This window comes from Pseudomonas sp. DSP3-2-3, assembly GCF_049898225.1.
GTDB lineage: Bacteria > Pseudomonadota > Gammaproteobacteria > Pseudomonadales > Pseudomonadaceae > Aquipseudomonas.
In genome coordinates, this window is the sequence record NZ_JAFCXH010000009.1 from 101466 (window position 1) to 118968 (window position 17503).

Below are 17503 nucleotides of genomic sequence, written 5' to 3' on the forward strand. Positions count from 1 at the left end.
ACACTCTGACCCTCCCTCAGTTGCTCCTTGAGACGGTTTTCCTCCCGCAGGTTGCGCTTACTCAGCACTGCTTTATATATGGAACGCCTGCGGGGAACCATGGATAAGCTCCTTGTTTTTTGTCCAGACTCTGCGCTGCCAACGGCGCAGGGTTTTCCACAAGGAGTTTGTTATGCCATTGGCATCCACCCACTATTTCTCCAGCCAAGCGCTCAGGGCGCAGTACGTCGCAGATCTGCACCACGCGCTGGCCGTTGCGCGAATCGATTCACCGCAGCATCAATGGCTCGGCAGGCTGGTCGATCTTGCGCAACCCGCTCAAATCGTTCCCATGCCACGAGTTGATCGCCTGGTCATCGATGACGGCGCGGTTCCTGTTGCGGAGCTGGCGGCCGCGCTGCTCTTGAGTGACCCTGCGTCCAGCGACAAGACCGTGTTTCTGCACACTCAGCTCAGCGGACTGGAACAGTTCGCCAGCCGCGAACAGCTGGCGCAGGTGCTCAACGCTCGTTTCAGGTTGCCGCCTACCCCTTCACCCCCATGGGCATATGAATCGATCGAGGGTGATACTTTTGAGCAGCAAATGCGCTCCATCATCTGCCAGCATGGGCAGAGCCTGGAAGTTTTCGCGGCCCACCTGATGCTGCTGCCTTCACTGCAAGTGGCGGTGGGCTGCGCGATGCAAGACACCCTTCTGCGCGCACTGCCAGACACCTCGCTGAATGTGTACACCCATCTGTTGCAAATCGTTCAGGTTGCAGATATCTCCGGCGTCGCTGCGCAGCCTCTGGTATTGGGGACGCAGTCCCTGGCTGAGGCTGCAATGGATGAGTATGTCCACAAGCCTGTCGATCCTGCTGTCCGGAGGCGATTCCTGGACGCTACGGGTCGGGTGCTGACTTCGCTTGAGGCGCAGCCGTTTGTGGATGCGCTTACCAACGTTCGCGACGCGACCAAGGATTGCTTCGAAGAACTGCTGAAGAACTTTTGGCTCAGCCCGGTTACCGGCAGTGGTACCCGGCGCGATCTGGGTGCGCGGCTGTTGGCGGACAGTTTTCGCCATCATTTGCTGAGCAGTGTGCAGACCGCAGGTATTTCCAACGAGGAATGGGTTCACTTGCGCAGATTGCATCCTCAGTCCAGCGCTGACGGGAGTGCGCAGCCTGCGACGGCCAGACTTTCCGTATCGATCGCTGGCGCGGAGCCGGTGAAACTTGCGGGCGTTATCCTGATCGATCTGACGACGGCAGATTTATCCTGCCTGCTGTTGTTTTCAGCCTGGCATGGGCTGCGCCGTTTCGCTGGCATCAGGCGGTTAATCGAGCATTTGACATCGACCGCTGGCCGGGCGGAGATGCTGCAGTGTACATCGCTCAATGACCACGCGTTGCTGGGTGCCCAAGGCCAATTGCAGCTGCGCCTGGACCCGATTGGGCGACCGCTGTTCAGCGATGCCATGGACTCGATCATCGCCTGGCAGAAACGTAATCTGGCGCACGTCATCGACCTGCCTTGCAATCGGGCCAGCAAGGCGGCAGTGGTTATCGACGATGCATTGGACATTCGACAGTTGCTCAATCCAGGGCTCGTTGCGTCGGGCGGTTCAGGCCGCTGGGGCGATGAACCCGGAGCCCCTGGACGCGCGTGCCGGCAGGCTGCGGTGCGCGCCAACTCATTCAAACCGGACGCTATCGGTGGTGCCGTGGCCCTGAACACCTGGCAGCACTATCTCAATGCCGTGGAGCAGCAAATCGATCAAACCGGAGCCCTGCATCCAGGCGCGGCTGAGTGCGCACGCCAGGTTCTGAATCGCTATCTATCGGTTGTTACCCAGGTGCAACTCGACGCTCGTGTTCTCTGGTTACAGCCCGTCGGTGCGGGTCCGATAAACCTGCTGAGTCTGCTGCTGGAAAAAGTCACCGGCCGTTTCCTTACGCAGTTGCCGAACGATTGCCTGATAGTCACCGCAGACTCTGCAACCGCAGAACAACACCCGCAGACGGTACTGACAGTCGGCATACTGGACCACATTCTGGATCTGGCCGATGCCGGCTTCCGGCAAACACTGACCTCGCAGAACCGCAATGCCCGCTTCGGTCACCTGCGCAGCCTGGACACACAGTTACTGCCCTGGCAGATGAGCAGCAGAATGCGCGGCAAGCTGCTGCGCCTTGCATTGCGCGTGGAAAAACGCTTTGGCAACTTGAGTGTCAGATCGCTGGGCATGTTCGAGCAGGTTCTGGACCTGCCGAGCTTGAGCCTGCGCACCCATTGTGGCGATGCCACTACTGAGGTGTATGCGCTGCATGTCGAGTATCAATCGGGGGCGCCCGCAGCCGTTATGACCAACGTGTTTGTCCTGCGTCAACCCCTGGACGCCGAGGGCAAACTGCTGCTGTGCTCGCCGTTTATCGGCTTGCAGGAATATCAGGCGCGCTCCGATCTGAAAGCCCTGATCCAGCAGACACTGGCTGATCCTTCAACCCGGGCGCAGTGGCTGGATTGTTTCAGCTCACCTGTCAAAGAGGGGATTCGTGCTCATCTGCAGCAATCCTTGCCAATCAATGTCGGGCTGGAGCGCATTGACGAACACTTTATCGAGCATCTTCAGGACGCAGAGCTGGACCGGCAGATCAAGGAAGTCGAAGCCGCCTTTGATGATGCCGTGCGATGGCAGGCGGACGCTGCCCTGACAGGCGCGCTTATCAGCGTGGCAAATACCAGCGATCAGCTGCGCGGTTTGAAGGACTCGCTGGCATACGCTGTTGAGGTCTCGCTGTTCACAGCAATTTTGCCGCACTGGATAAACGACGCCAGCGTCGAGGATCTTGAAACGCTCAGTGCGCTTTTGCTCAATGCTTACGTGGTGCTGGGCTCCGATCAGGATTTCATGTTTGATATCCCGAGCCTGAAGACGCATGCCTATGAGCTTATAAACGCTCGGCTGGAGAAGGATTTTGCCGGGCAGTCGCTCGATCCGGACAGGATTCTGATCAGCCTGACCCGTTACCTCAGCGCACCATCACCGCTCGGCGAGATTCCGTCCTCGGTGCCTGCTGCCACTCAGGTACGCACGCAAACGCTGACTAACTTTGCAATCACCCGCTTCGGTGGCGCACAGGATGCGACGCTGAGCGTTGCCCTGGAAAACGGGTATGCCGCGTCACCAATACCTGACGTTGCTTACGTGAGGGATCTGGTGAGCGACCTTGATGTCGGCGCCAGCTATCAGGCTTTGCTGCATGTGAAACTCAGCGTCCATGATCCGGAATATCACCGGCGCGTCAGGTTATTCACGGTATGCATGCCGCCGTTAATGATCCTGGCGGCCTTTGAACTCAAGTTACAGAAGGTTTTTTCCGAGCAAGCGCTGCGTTTTGTCCACGCGATTGTGGAGATGCCCGATGGGTTGGCCCGGTTACCCGTGGAGGGTAAGGACGTTGAACTCAGTCCGCTGCAACTGGTCGCAGAGCCGGGGCGCGCGCCGGATGTGGTGACAGGTCTGTATATCATCACTGCGCAGGACGCTACGACCGGGCCGTGGATCCTGTATTCAGTTCTGGTGGATCACGTGCAGTTTTCGGAATACGCCAGCGAAGCTGCGTTGATTGCAGCCATTCAGGACTCCAGCGGTTTGCAATCGTTGATCCTTGCACGCCTTGATCCGCAGGTCAGGCAGGTTTACGACAATGGCGGATTCCTCGAACCCCATCTGCCCTGGAGTACGGAAGCGTTTCTGGACGTGCCAATATTTCCTCCGGCGCCGCCACGCATCCTGCTCCAGCCGGTACGCGGCAATGCCTTTAACTATTTGTTCGAAGGCCTGAAGTCCGTCCTGATCCTGACCGCGCAGCAAGCGAGCCTCACCACGGCGCAATACAACCAACAGGCCTGTCGGTTTCTAATGACCCTGGGCAGCGAGCAGACCTTGGCGCTTTTGCCTGGCCGGCTGGGTCAGCTGGTCGGGGCCTGGCAAAGTCAGTCGTGGCTGCAAGCTTCTGCGGACGACCTGACCGGGCATCGTTGGGGCAAGGCGCTTTCGGAATTTTCTACCGCCCTGGCCCTTTTGATTTCATCGCGGCAGAATCCGAAAGGCCGAGAGGAACATGCTGTCGAGGAGCCTGTTGTCAAGGAACCCGTCGTTGAGACGCCAGCTACGTCTTTTGTGGATTTTTCCTGGGGTAATCACAAACTGACCCCCGAGCTGCGCAATCGGCTCCGGCGTCTTGAGGCTGATAGCGTTTCACTGAGCGAATTGACCAAAGACGAGCTGTTCAACGTGTATCGCAGTCGCAGTACGTCTAATGAGTATGCTCCAGTCGACGGCAAGGTTTATCAGATACGTTTCACTGTGGGAGGCTACCGTATCGTCAAGGACCATATCCTGGGGCCCTGGATACGAACCGACAAAGACCGCAATTGGACCCTTGATCTCGACGCTGGCCTCAAAGGCGGCGGCGGTATGCTGTCCCGGATTGACGTTTTGACCATTGATGATCAACTCGATGAGATCTTGATTGTCGAGGCCCGTGGTTTACCGGAAATCAGGCGTCTATTTCCGGACAGAGCCCGACGAATAGCCGAGGCGCATCAGGGGGTGCGCAATTTATTGAAGACGGCGCGCAGCAATCTGTTGCCCAAGTTTGCTACCGGGGATATCCCGGCGGCAACCCGGCACATAATCGCCGATTTCTTTACGGTCACTACGCCCAACGAGCGGCTGATCGCGCTGATCATCCTGAAGATCACTGAACTTCAGGAAGCGTTGCTGCATCAGTCACTCTCGCCATTCTCTTCCGAGAGGTTTGTCGTTGGCACCAATAAGCGGGGACATCAGGACGCCACTGCGTTCACTTACAGTGCAGACGTGCACAAACGCATTTTTCTGACCGAGCGTTACTTTCGCGGTAAAACCTACCGCCTTAAACCTCCGCCCAGCGGTCAGAATGGATTCAACGTTCAGGCGCACTATCGGACTACCGTTCTGCTCCACGAACTCTCACACATCGCCAACGACAGCCATGACATCGCTTATGTGGAAGCTTCTGCGCCGTATCTGGATCTGGTCTACGACAGTGGTGACTATTACCAAAGCTTGAAGAAGCGCTATGAAGGTTATCAACAGCGCTGTCTGTCGTTCGATACGCCTCGAGAGGAGTTGTTCAAGGACACTACCAGTGATGAGTTCCCGCGAGACCTGAAGACCAGCGATGGCGACGCCAAACTCACGATTCTGAGAATCACCGGGAAGAAAACACTGGACGAGGCCCGGGATATCTTCTATGCCGATGCTGACAAACGCAGTGACATCATACTGAGTAATGCCGACTCGATAACCTTGCTGGTCACCTTGCTGGGGCGCGAACGATTCAACCCTCCCATGACTTGATTGCCGCCAATCTGAAACGACGAGATCGGCAGGACCGGACTTGTCCGGGAAAGAGGTGGCGCAGACGCTGGATTGGGTCGGGTTGAATGATGCTTTCGGGGACAAGTCCCCTCCTACCGGACTAGCACAGATTCGGCAGGACCGGACTTGTCCGGGAAAGAGGTGGCGCAGACGCTGGGTTGGGTCGGGTTGGATGATGCTTTCGGGGACAAGTCCCCTCCTACCGGACTAGCACAGATTCGGCAGGACCGGACTTGTCCGGGAAAGCGGTGGGCCAGACGCTGGATGGGCTCAGGTGGAATGATGCTTCAGGGACAAGTCGCCGCCTGCCGGATCATCTTTGTGATCGCTTTAAACCAGGTAATGCTTGAGTTCCCGAGCGATCACCAGCCGCTGGATTTCGCTCGATCCTTCATAAATCTGGGTGATCCGCGCATCCCGGTAATAGCGCTCAACCGGGTAATCTTCCAGATAACCGTAGCCACCATGAATCTGTATCGCCTTGGAGCAGACCCATTCGGCCATCTCCGAGGCGAACAGCTTGGCCTGCGAAGCCTCCGAAAGGCACGGTTTGCCGGCACTGCGCAATCGCGCCGCGTGCAGGATCAACAAACGCGTGGCGTTGATGCGGGTGTGCATGTCGGCGAGCATGTTGGACACGCTCTGATGCTCGATGATCGGCTTGTCGAATTGCACCCGTTCCCGGGCATACACCAACGCGGCTTCGAATGCGGCGCGGGCGATCCCCAACGCTTGGGCGGCGATACCGATGCGGCCGCCTTCCAGATTGGACAACGCGATGGCCAGCCCCTTGCCGCGCTCGCCGAGCAGGTTGGCGGCGGGGATTACGCAGTTACTCAAGGTCACCGCGCAGGTGTCGGAGGCGCGAATGCCCATTTTGTGCTCGGTGCGATCCACGACAAAACCGGGCGTATCGGTGGGCACCAGAAACGCCGACAAACCTTTTTTGCCCAGCTCCGGATCAGTCACGGCAAAGACGATCGCCAGTTGCGCGCGCTTGCCGTTGCTGACGAACTGCTTGGCGCCGTTGAGGATCCATTGGCCGTCGCGTAACTCGGCGCGGGTGCGCAGGTTATGGGCTTCGGATCCTGCGTGTGGTTCGGTCAGGCAGAAGCAGCCGATGGCGCGGCCGCTGGCCAGCTTCGCCAGCCAGGTGGTTTTCTGTTCTTCGCTGCCGTAATTGAGGACGGGCCCGCAGCCCACTGAACTGTGCACGCTCATCAAGGTACCGGTGGCCGCATCGCCCGCCGAGATTTCCTCCACTGCCAGGGCGTAGGCCACGTAATCGATATAGGTGCCGCCCCATTCTTCCGGGACCACCATGCCCAGCAGGCCCAGATCGCCCAGCTTGGTCACCAGCGCGTCGTCGATCCAGCCGGCCTTTTCCCAGGCCTGGGCATGGGGCGCGATTTCATTGCGGGCAAATTCGCGCGCCATGTCGCGGATCATGACTTGTTCTTCACTCAGTTCAATATCGTGCATGACTCAGTTCTCCTGGCCGTTGAAGAATCCATGTACCTGCTCGGCGCTCAAGGCCTGCACGCTTGGCGGATTCCATTGGGGCTTCTTGTCTTTATCAATGATCAGGGCGCGGACGCCTTCGATGAGGTCGCCACGTTCAAACCATTGGCGATCCAGATGCAGCTCCATGGCAAAGCATTTTTCCAGGGACAGATGCCGGCCACGGCGCAGCATTTCCAGGGTCACGGCCATGGCCAGCGGCGAGCGAGTCTCCATCAGTGTTGCCGTGGTCATAGCCCACGGGTGGCTGTCGGCAACGGTCACTTCGCGCAGTTGTTCGATGATGCTCGGGATATCGCGCTGAGCGAAGAAGTGGTCGATGGCCGGACGTAGCTTCTCCAGTGGCGGATTCGGCAAATGTTGGCTCGCCAGTCCAGCCATCACGCCCTGCAGATCCTTGAGCGCGCTGGTGCGCCACGGCATCTGGTCGAGCTGTTGATCAAGTTCCGGGAGCGCATCGCTGTGCAGATACCAGTCGGCCAGGCCGCAATACAAGGCGTCGGCGGCGCCGATTTGTACGCCAGTGACGCCCAGGTAAGTACCCAGCGCGCCCGGGATTCGCGACAGGAAATGACTGCCGCCGACGTCCGGGAAATAACCGATGGCCACTTCCGGCATGCCAAGCCGACTGCGTTCGGTCACCACCCGCAGATCGGCGCCTTGCACCAGGCCCATGCCGCCGCCCAGGACGAATCCGTCCATCAGCGCCAGGACCGGTTTGCGGTAATGGTGCAGCGTCAGATCCAGCGCGTACTCTTCAACGAAGAAGTCCTGATGCATCGTCTGGCCGCTTTTAAAACTGTCATACAGCGAGCGAATGTCGCCGCCAGCGCAGAACGCCTTGTTACCGGCCCCGCGCAGGGCCACGGCGTACACCGAATCGTCTTCGGCCCAGGCGTCGAGCTGACGTTGCAGGCCGCGCACCATGTTCAGGTCAATGGCGTTGAGGCCGGACGGGCGATTGAGGGTCAGATGCCCGATATGGTTGCGGACCTCGGCCAGCACGGTGTCCTGGGGGAAATCCTGCTGGTCAGGTACGCCAGTTACAACCTGTACAGTCATCTGCAAACTCCCTGTTCATTGTTGTTTTGGGTTCAGACTTTAGGGCGGGCGGTCAGAGTAATGACCGCCGATGCTACCAGTGCAAATTTGCAAAGCACAATCGGCATTCCTGCAAAACGCCAAGGCATTCATGCATGGCCGATAGCGCGTATCAGTCTTTGCTGCCCGGATCGGGAGGGATTTCACCATCGCGGCTGGTATCAATGCTGACCACCACCGACATGCCCGGCCGCAGGTGTTCGGCAAGCGGCTGATCGGGCTCGACGATGATGCGCACCGGAACCCGCTGGGCAATCTTGACGAAGTTGCCGGTGGCATTGTCCGCCGGCAGCAGGCTGAACTCCGAGCCGGTGGCGGGGGCGATGCGCTGCACGCGCCCCTGCATTTTCTGGTGATTCAGGGCGTCGACACTGAACGTCACCGGCTGACCGAGACGTACGTTGGCCATCTGGGTTTCCTTCATGTTGGCGATGATCCACAGCCGCTTCGGTACCAGCGCCATCAGTTGCGCGCCAGAATTCACGTAGGCGCCCAGGCGCACACCGATCTGCCCAAGCTGCCCGTCGCGGGGCGCAAGGATGCGCGTGTTGGTCAGGTCGATACGCGCCAGTTCAATCGCGGCTTCAGCATTGGCCACCGAGGCCTCCAGCGAGTCGCGATTGACGATCACCGTTTGCAGGTCTTCCCGGGCAATCTCCAGCACGGCTTTGGCCTCGGCGGTTGCGGCGGTTGCCTGAGCGTCGGCGGCCCGGGCAACGTCCAGTTCGCTTTTCGATATGGAACCGTCGGTGACCAACGCCTGACTGCGGCGCAGATCCGCCGAGGCCTTGCGACCTTGGGCGATGCTGCTTTGCAGTGCTGCCTTGCGTTGCACGATAGTCGCTTCTGCGCTGCGCCGCTGTTGCAGGTTGTTGGCCAGCGCGGCTTTCTGGATGCCAAGTTGCGCCACGGCCTGATCCAGGTGCTGACGATAGATGCGATCATCGAGCCGCACCAGCAAGTCGCCTTGCTTGACGAACTGGAAGTCCTGGACCGGCACTTCGTAGACGTAACCGCTCAACTGCGGGCTGATGATGGTGGTCTGGCCGCGCACCAGCGCGTTCTCGGTGGTCTCTATCGGACTGCCGAACGGCGGCAGTTGCCAGGCGTACAGCACAATCAGAATGCCGATCAGGGCAACGCTGCCGAAAATCACCGAGGAGATGATCCGGGTGCGTGTCGAGCGCGGTTCGCTGGTCGCGGGGGCTGGCGCGGGCGGTGGTGGCGCGGAAGCTGCGGGAGCCGGGTTGGCAGGCGTCGGCGTGGTGGATTCGGTCATGAAGAGGTGGCGCCACTGGAAGTTACGGAAGTCGATGCTACCGGCGCAGGGGCGGCCGGTGTAATCGGTTGTGTGGTGATTCTCAACCAGATCCCGCGTATCGAGATCCAGATCATGGTCAACACGGCAATCACTGCGATGAGCATGAACACATCGTTATAGGCCAGTACGTTGGCTTCCCGGGTCGCGGCGGTCGCAATGGCGCGAATGCCCAGATTGGTCCGCGTCGATGGATCGGCAATCGCCGCAGCATAACTGGCGCTGGAGCTGGTCAGGCGCGCCTGTACCTGCGGGTCGAGCAACGTAAGGTGCTCGACGAGGACGCTGGAGTGAAACTTCTCCCGCACGATCTGGAAAGTACCCAGCGCCGCCGAGCCGATCAGGCCACCGATGTTCTGGGTAATCCCGAACAGCACGGAAAAACTTACCATGTTGCGCGGATTGGCAATCACCCCGCTGACCCCCAGGACCAAGGTCGGCCCAAGGAAAAACGTCCCGCCGAACGCCAGCAGGAACTGGCTGAAATACATGTTCGATTGACGGGTGAGGTTGGTGGCACCGCTGTCCATCCACGCGCCCGTAGCCATCATCATCAAGGAAATAATCAGCGGGGTGATCAGGTGCGCCGGATTGATCGTCCAGGCGCTGACCGCCAGACCCGCGACGCTGCCGAGCAACATCACCGCGTAGAGCGTGTGCAGTTGTTCGGAGCCCATGTTCAAGGCTTGAAGAAAACCTACCGCGCCAATGGATTGTTCCGACAGCACCACGCGAAACAGGATCACCGCCAGCGCCAGGCGCAGGATCTTGCCGCTGCCCAGCCAACGGGTGATCAGCAACGGATTGCGCCGATTATGCTCGATGGCCAGCCCCGCCATGATCAGCGCAATGGAGGCCGCCGACGCGACGCCGATCCAGGTTTGCTCCAGCCACCAATCGATGCGCCCCAGCGACAGTACCGCGCAGAGCAAGGCGAAGCCGGTGGAGAGCAGTCCAAAAGTGAGGAAGTCGAGCTTTTCGAATGCCTTGAAACGATCACCCGGCGGCAGCTTCAGGAGCAATACGCAGCCCAGGGAAAGCAGGGCCATACCCAGTTCAAACAGGTACAAACCGCGCCATTCGGCAATCTGCAGTAGATCCTCCGAGACCAGCCGCGCCATCGGTACTGCCAGCTGGGCGGTTCCCAGCCCGAGCACCAGGGCTTTCAAGCGCCATTTGGTGGGGAACGCCTGAATCATGTAATACAGGCCCAGCGTCGAGAGTGCTGCGCCGACCATGCCGTGCGCGGCCCTCACCGCAATCGCCGAGTTGATGTCATTGACGAACAGGTGGCCGAACGTCACCAGCGCATACAGCACCAGGAACACTTCGGTGAATGCGCGCAAGCCGAATTGCTGACGAAATTTCACCAGCAGCAGGTTCATCGACACATTGGTCATGACGTACGCAGCGGGCAGCCAGGCAATCTCGGCAGTGGTTGCCGCCAGTGAACCTTGCAGATACGGCAGGTTGGCGATCACCAGGGCGTTCCCCAGGCCGCCGGTCAGCGCGACAATGACGCCTACCAGCGCAAATGCCCAGCGCTTGCCGGTCGAGTGCAGCGGCGTGGACGGCGAACCCGGCAGGGTAGGGCGCTCATGGGGCGCCCAGTCACGGGGCGCGTACTTATTGCTCATGAATCGGCACAGCCTTTTGGGATCGGTCGCACGGTAGGAGTGAACTTGTTCGCGAGGCGGCGTCGCTGATACGCGTGCTCACGCGTTGCCAGCAAGTTGGCTCCTGCATTAAGGCCCGTCTAAAGGGGAAAGTATTCAGATGATTGTGTGTTCCGATCCACAGTGCTGGTAAACGTTCCCTTCGGGCAGCGTCCCCGTTCGGATATACGGTTTGAACATTCCGCGCTTTTCGCACCTCAAACTCCCTGCCGCCGCTCATAAGAAGCTCATAAAGAAACGCTCGACGCCGCACTGCCTGAACACACAGGTCGCGGCCACGCCGGAGATGAACACCCATGATCAGCCCCTCACGCGAGCCACGCCAACCCCTTGCCGCCAACGAACTGCTCAAACGCTATCAAAGCGTCCGCAGCCGCACGCAAAGTCTGGCGGCGCCGCTCAGTGCCGAAGACATGGTAGTGCAGTCGATGCCGGACGCCAGCCCGGCGAAATGGCACATGGCGCATACGACCTGGTTTTTCGAGACCTTCCTGCTCAGCGAGAACCTTTCCGGGTATTCGGCGTTCGACCCGACGTTCGGCTATCTCTTCAATTCCTATTACGAAGCCGTCGGCCCGCGCCACCCGCGCCCGCAGCGGGGGTTGATGACCCGGCCCGGTATCGATCAAGTGCTGGCGTATCGCGATTATGTCGATCTGCACATGAATACGCTGCTGCAAAGCGCCTTGCCGGAAGAACTCGACAGCCTGATCGAACTGGGCCTGGCCCATGAAGAACAGCATCAGGAACTGCTGTTGATGGACATCCTGCACCTGTTCAGCACCTCGTCACTCAAGCCGGCCTACGATCCCGGCTGGCCCAAGGATGCAGGCGGGCGGCGCGGTCAGTACAAGCCACTCAAGGGCGGTCTGACCGAAATCGGCCATCAGGGCACGCAGTTCGCCTTCGATAACGAAGGCCCGCGCCACACCACGTACCTGCAATCGTTCGAAATCTGCGATCGCTTGGTTACCAATGGCGAATGGCTGGCGTTCATGAAGGCGGGCGGCTACAGCCAGGCTGGCTTGTGGTTGTCGGAAGGTTGGACCGTGGTTCAGGAAAACGCCTGGAACGCGCCGCTCTACTGGCAGCACGATGAAACCCTCGGCTGGCGGCGCATGAGTCTGCGCGGGCTGGAAGCCATCGAGCGCGATGCGCCGGTGACCCACATCAGCTATTACGAAGCCGCCGCGTATGCCCATTGGGTCGACGCGCGCTTGCCCACCGAGGCCGAATGGGAGGCTGCGGCCATCGCGGGCCTCCTGGAGCAAGTCGATGATGTCGCCTGGCAGTGGACGCAAAGTGCCTACAGCGCTTATCCCGGATTCCGTCCGGCAGCCAGCGCGGTGGGGGAATACAACGGCAAGTTCATGATCAGCCAGATGGTCTTGCGCGGTGGCGCCAGCGTGACTTCGCCCAATCACTCGCGGGCTACGTATCGCAACTTCTTTCATCCGGAAAAGCGCTGGGTCGTTTCGGGTCTGCGCCTGGCCCGTGACAGTCGCCAGCCGGGGGTGGTCAATCCCCATGACAGCGAATTTGCCCGCGACGTCATTGCCGGTTTGTCCTCGCCCGCGAAAAACCTTTCGCCTAAATATTTCTACGATGCCGCCGGTTCCGAGTTGTTCGAAGCCATTTGCCATACCGCCGAGTATTACCCGACCCGCGCTGAAACCCGCCTGCTGACCGATGTGGCTGCACAAGTGGCTGCGTCGATTCCACAAGGCGCGGCCTTGGTCGAATTTGGCAGCGGCGCCAGCGAGAAGACTCGTCTGTTGCTGGACGCGGCGCCGCACATCGCGGTCTACGTACCGATTGATATCAGCGCCAACGCCTTGAACAAGGCCGCGCAGCAGCTTCACGAGAAATACCCGCACCTGACCGTGGCGCCGCAGATCGATGACTTCACCCGTGTCATGAAACTGCCCCGCGCGGCGGATGGCCTGACCCGGGTCGGGTTCTTCCCCGGTTCGACCATCGGCAACTTCACTCCGGAGCAATCGGTGAAATTCCTGCGCGCAGCCAGGACGCTGTTGGGTGAAAACGCCCATTTCATCGTCGGGGTCGATCTGGTCAAGGACGCTGCCACGCTGGTCGCGGCTTACGACGACGCTCAAGGTGTCACGGCACGCTTCAACAAGAACCTGCTGACCCGCATCAACCGCGAACTGGACGGCACGTTCCGGGTTAACGCGTTCGATCATCTGGCCGTCTGGAATGAGCAGGAACAGCGCATGGAAATGCATCTGGTCAGCCGCGTCGAGCAAACCGCGACGGTTGCCGGCCAGGCGTTCCACTTCAGCCCCGGCGAACGCCTGCACACGGAAAACTCCCACAAGTTCACCGTCGAGGCGTTCACCGCCCTGGCCGAGCAAGCGGGCTGGACCGTGAGCGAACAATGGATCAGCGAGGCGCCGCAGGTGGCGTTGTTCAACCTGAAGGCGTGAGGCAACCGGGCAAAGAAAAGCCGGCATGATAAGCGCCGGCTTTTTCTATTCTCACGAGCGTCAGATTAGAAAATCTGCATAAACACCCAATACAACGACCCCGACAACAGAATCGCCGCCGGCAACGTCAGCACCCAGGCCATCGCCAGGTTACGCAAGGTGCGCAGTTGCAGGCCTGAGCCGTTGGCGACCATGGAACCTGCCACGCCGGATGACAGCACGTGAGTCGTCGAAACCGGGAGCCCGTACATGTCAGCCGCGCCAATGGTGAACATGGCGACGATTTCGGCCGATGCGCCCTGTGCGTAGGTCATGTGGGTCTTGCCGATTTTTTCGCCGACAGTGATGACGATGCGCCGCCAACCGACCAGGGTTCCCAGGCCAAGGGCGATGGCTACGGCGATTTTCACCCAGGTCGGGATAAAACGCGTGGCGCTGTCGATCTGGTCCTTGAACAGCTTGAGTTTGTCCTGAGTATCGGCATCGAAACTGCCGACCTTGTTCTTCTCCATCAGGCGGATGGTTTCCGACGTCAGGTACATGTCGTTCCGCACGTTGGCCACCGCCTCGGCGGGCACGGCAGACAGCGAGCCGTAGCTCTTGACCTGAATGCCGATCTTGCCGGCCATGACCGCCAGCGCCGGGATCAGATCGGGCGTGGCCTGTTTGCTGACCAGATAGGCCGACAAGGTCTGGCGCGGATCAGCCGGAGCAGGGGCGGGAACGCTGCGGCTCAAGGCTTGCTGAGTAACTTCGGCCACGGCTGCGAATTGAATCGACTGATCGGCGGGCATGGTGCGGTTCAGGGCGTAGGCCATCGGCAGGGTGCCGACCAGGATCAGCATGATCAGGCCCATGCCTTTTTGTCCGTCGTTGGAGCCGTGCGCAAAGGACACGCCGGTGCAGGTGACGATCAGCAGGCCGCGAATCCACCACGGCGGTGGCGAATTGCCTTTTGGCGCTTTGTACAGCGCACGATTCTTGATGAACAGGCGCATGGCCAGCAGCAACAACGCCGCGCAGCCAAAGCCGACCAGCGGCGAGAGCAGCAGCGAGTAACCGATCTTGGTCGCCTGGGACCAATCCACGCCGCTGGTGCCGTCGCGGCCGTGCATCAGGGCATTGGCCACACCGACGCCGATGATCGAGCCGATCAACGTGTGCGATGAAGAAGCCGGCAAGCCCAGCCACCAGGTGCCGAGGTTCCAGATGATTGCCGCGATCAGCAGGGCGAAGATCATCGCGAAGCCGGCGCTGGAACCGACTTGCAGGATCAATTCCACCGGCAGCAGCGCGATGATGCCAAACGCCACAGCGCCGCTGGAAAACAGCACACCGAGAAAATTGAACAGGCCCGACCAGGCCACTGCGAAGTTCGGCGGCAGGGAATGGGTATAGATCACCGTGGCCACGGCGTTGGCGGTGTCATGGAAACCGTTGACGAACTCAAACCCAAGGGCAATCACCAGCGCCACGCCGAGCAGCAGGAATGGAGTCCAGGTGGTGACCACCGTGCCCATGTCATCGACGTCTTGTTTCAGGCTGTAGGCAGTGAATAAAAGGCCCATGGCAAGGATGACGAAGAACAGCCCCATGGTGAGTTTGCCGGGCTTGCGGGAGAACTGCGGTCGTGAATCATCGGCGTGTCTGATTGAGTCCGGGGCCAGTGTGCTGGAAACCATGGTGCGCAATCCTGTGGGGAAGGGATGGCACCCATGTTCATTACAAAATGTTACAGCGTTGCGACACAAGTCAACGATGTGATGATTAATCGGATGTTTGGTATCAATCGTTGGAGCGAGGCCCTGTGGGACCGGATTTATCCGGGAAGCGATGGGACAGGCGCTGCAAATGCGAGGACTTTGCCGACGCCTTCCCGGATAAATCCGGTCCCACGCAGAGTGTGTGAAAACCTCGGAGACGAGTTAGCTGGCTAAAAAACGAACTAAAAACCGCGCTTCTACGTGAATTTCAGGTCTGCCACACCACGCGAACTTTCAGAGAACTCACGTGAGAGCGCGCAGTTCGTTTTCAGTCGAGGGTTTTCACACAGCCCGCACGGGTTGCGTTGGCGTCTACGCCTGATCCCGGTTCTTGCGAAACGCCCAGCGCCCGACGATCAGGGTAAAGGTTGCCACCAGCGCGACCAGCACCCAGAAACCCTGGGGATCGGACGCCAGCGGAATACCACCCACGTTCATGCCGAAGAAACCGGCGACGATGTTGATCGGCAGTGCCAGCACCGTGACCACGGTCAGGGTGAACAGGGTGCGGCTGCTTTGTTCATTGAGGTTGGCGGCGATTTCTTCCTGCAACAGTTTGATGCGCTCACCCAGCGCCGTCAGGTCGCTGATCACCAGCGCGGACTCTTCGGTGGATTGCCGCAGCTCTTGCACATCGTCCTCCTGCAACCAGTACGGCGGCCGGTGCAGCAGACGCATGAGAGAGCCAGGCTCCAGCGCCAGCAGCCGCTGCAAGCGGACCAGTACCCGGCGCATGGCGCCCAGTTCCGAGCGGTTATTGCTCAGGCGTTGCGACAATAACTGATCTTCGATTTTGTCCACGCTGACGCTGGTCTTGCGCAGGAACTGGGTCAGCACTTCGCCCTGATCGCGCAGCAAATGCGCGAGTAATTCCACGGGCGACCGAAACTGTTCGCCACGTTTGACCGACGACCGCAGTTTGTCCACCGAGCGCAGCGGCAACTGGCGGGCAGTGATCAACAGTTGGCGGTGGGTGCAAACCCACAGGGTAGAGATGTCCGTGGAAACCATGTTGAAGTCAAAGACCACATCGTTGACCACCGCCAGCAGGGCCGAGTCCACGTGTTCGATACGAGTCGAGCGCGAGCCTTCGTGCAGTGCCTCGAAGAATTCTTCCGGTAGTTGCAGATGGGTTTTCATCCAGCGCTCACAACCGGCATGCGCCAGATTCAGGTGCAGCCAGAGAAACTCTTCCGGGTCTTCGGGCGTGCACAGGCAACTCAAGGCGGCCGTAGAGCCGATTTCCTCACCGACGCCACCGGGACGAAAACGAAAGCCATAGAGCAGGCCGAACAGATCGGAATCCTGATTTTTCTGCACAATGCTCTGGCTCATGGCTACTCGCAGGTCTTGATACGCCCGGTCCGTGACAAATGGACGAAGGGCGCATCATGACAAGCGTTTATTTCAGTTTTGTTGCGGTTTGTGACCGATTGTTTCGTCTCAGACCATTGCCAAACGCTGCTTGCGGGTGGGCGCAGGCCAGGCTCGATCAAGGTCGGCGATATCTTCCGGGGTGAGGATCAGCTCTGCGGCGGCGAGGTTGAGGCGCAGGTGCTCGGGATTGACCGCCTTGGGGATGGCGATCATGTTGTCCTGACGCAACACCCAGGCGAGGCTGATCTGCGCTGGCGTCGCGTTATGACGGGCGGCAACAGCCTGCAACGCCGGGTGATGCAGCAGATTACCGGCCTGACCGATCGGGCAATACGCCATGGTTGGCATGCGCTGAATATCGGCCCATGGCAGCAGATCGAATTCGATACCGCGCTCTTCAGGGTTGTACAGCACTTGATTGGTTGCGCAGTCGGGGTTGTTCAGTTCCAGCATGTCCGGCACGTCGAAATTCGACACGCCCCAACGGCCGATCTTGCCGGCTTCTCGCAGGCGTTCAAAGGCTTCGACGGTTTCCTCCAGCGGGTACTGGCCAGGCCAGTGCAGCAGGTACAGATCGATGTAATCGGTATTCAACCTTTTCAGGCTGCGCTCGCAAGCCGCGGGCACGCCCGTGCGGCTGGCGTTGTGCGGGTAGACCTTGCTGACCACGAACACCTTGTCCCGTTGGCCGGCAATGGCTTCGCCCACCACTTGTTCGGCGGCGCCGTCGGCATACATTTCGGCGGTGTCGATCAGGGTCATGCCCAGCTCGATACCCTGGCACAGCGCGGAAATTTCCAGGGAACGCTGACGCGGGTCTTCACCCATGTGCCAAGTTCCCTGACCCAAGACCGGTACGGTCTGCCCCGCGAGTTCGAGCGTACGCATGG

The 17503-nt window shown here is 59.8% G+C and carries 9 protein-coding genes; 2 read left to right on the forward strand and 7 right to left on the reverse strand.

Going from position 1 to position 17503, the window contains the following annotated elements; genetic code table 11:
- Positions 1–172 precede the first annotated feature (172 nt).
- On the forward strand, positions 173–5389 hold the full coding sequence (locus ACP7E4_RS12805) for a dermonecrotic toxin domain-containing protein (RefSeq protein ID WP_426114104.1): 5217 nt from the start codon (positions 173–175) through the stop codon (positions 5387–5389).
- Between the two features lie 351 nt (positions 5390–5740).
- Here ACP7E4_RS12805 and ACP7E4_RS12810 read toward each other — a convergent pair whose 3' ends face one another.
- The 4 genes from ACP7E4_RS12810 to ACP7E4_RS12825 form a co-directional block, all read right to left on the reverse strand.
- Positions 5741–6892 carry an acyl-CoA dehydrogenase family protein gene (locus ACP7E4_RS12810; protein WP_426114106.1) on the reverse strand — a complete coding sequence of 384 codons (1152 nt, stop codon included), beginning with the start codon at positions 6890–6892 and terminating at the stop codon, positions 5741–5743.
- A 3-nt stretch (positions 6893–6895) separates the two neighbouring features.
- Positions 6896–7993, reverse strand: coding sequence for an enoyl-CoA hydratase/isomerase family protein (locus ACP7E4_RS12815; RefSeq protein ID WP_426114108.1), 1098 nt, complete (start codon positions 7991–7993; stop codon positions 6896–6898).
- A gap of 151 nt (positions 7994–8144) precedes the next feature.
- On the reverse strand, positions 8145–9311 hold the full coding sequence (locus tag ACP7E4_RS12820) for an HlyD family secretion protein (RefSeq protein ID WP_426114110.1): 1167 nt from the start codon (positions 9309–9311) through the stop codon (positions 8145–8147).
- The gene (locus ACP7E4_RS12825; RefSeq protein WP_426114112.1) at positions 9308–10987 is read right to left on the reverse strand and encodes an MFS transporter; all 1680 of its coding nucleotides are present in this window, start codon (positions 10985–10987) and stop codon (positions 9308–9310) included. The genes ACP7E4_RS12820 and ACP7E4_RS12825 overlap by 4 nt, the downstream gene beginning before the upstream one ends.
- 335 nt (positions 10988–11322) lie before the next feature.
- On the opposite strand from ACP7E4_RS12825, the gene egtB reads away from it, so the two are divergent.
- Positions 11323–13473, forward strand: coding sequence for an ergothioneine biosynthesis protein EgtB (gene egtB / locus ACP7E4_RS12830; RefSeq protein WP_426114114.1), 2151 nt, complete (start codon positions 11323–11325; stop codon positions 13471–13473).
- Positions 13474–13538: 65 nt separating this feature from the next.
- On the opposite strand, the gene ACP7E4_RS12835 is transcribed toward egtB, so the two are convergent.
- The 3 genes from ACP7E4_RS12835 to ACP7E4_RS12845 all read right to left on the reverse strand — a co-directional run bounded on the left by ACP7E4_RS12835 (position 13539) and on the right by ACP7E4_RS12845 (position 17501).
- A complete protein-coding gene (locus tag ACP7E4_RS12835) occupies positions 13539–15068 on the reverse strand; it encodes an inorganic phosphate transporter (RefSeq protein WP_426114285.1) in 1530 nt (509 codons plus the stop codon).
- Between the two features lie 480 nt (positions 15069–15548).
- Positions 15549–16571 carry a transporter gene (locus tag ACP7E4_RS12840; protein WP_426114116.1) on the reverse strand — a complete coding sequence of 341 codons (1023 nt, stop codon included), beginning with the start codon at positions 16569–16571 and terminating at the stop codon, positions 15549–15551.
- Between the two features lie 108 nt (positions 16572–16679).
- Entirely contained in the window at positions 16680–17501 is an 822-nt protein-coding gene (locus tag ACP7E4_RS12845; RefSeq protein WP_426114118.1) for an aldo/keto reductase, read from the reverse strand.
- Between the last annotated feature and the right edge of the window lie 2 nt (positions 17502–17503).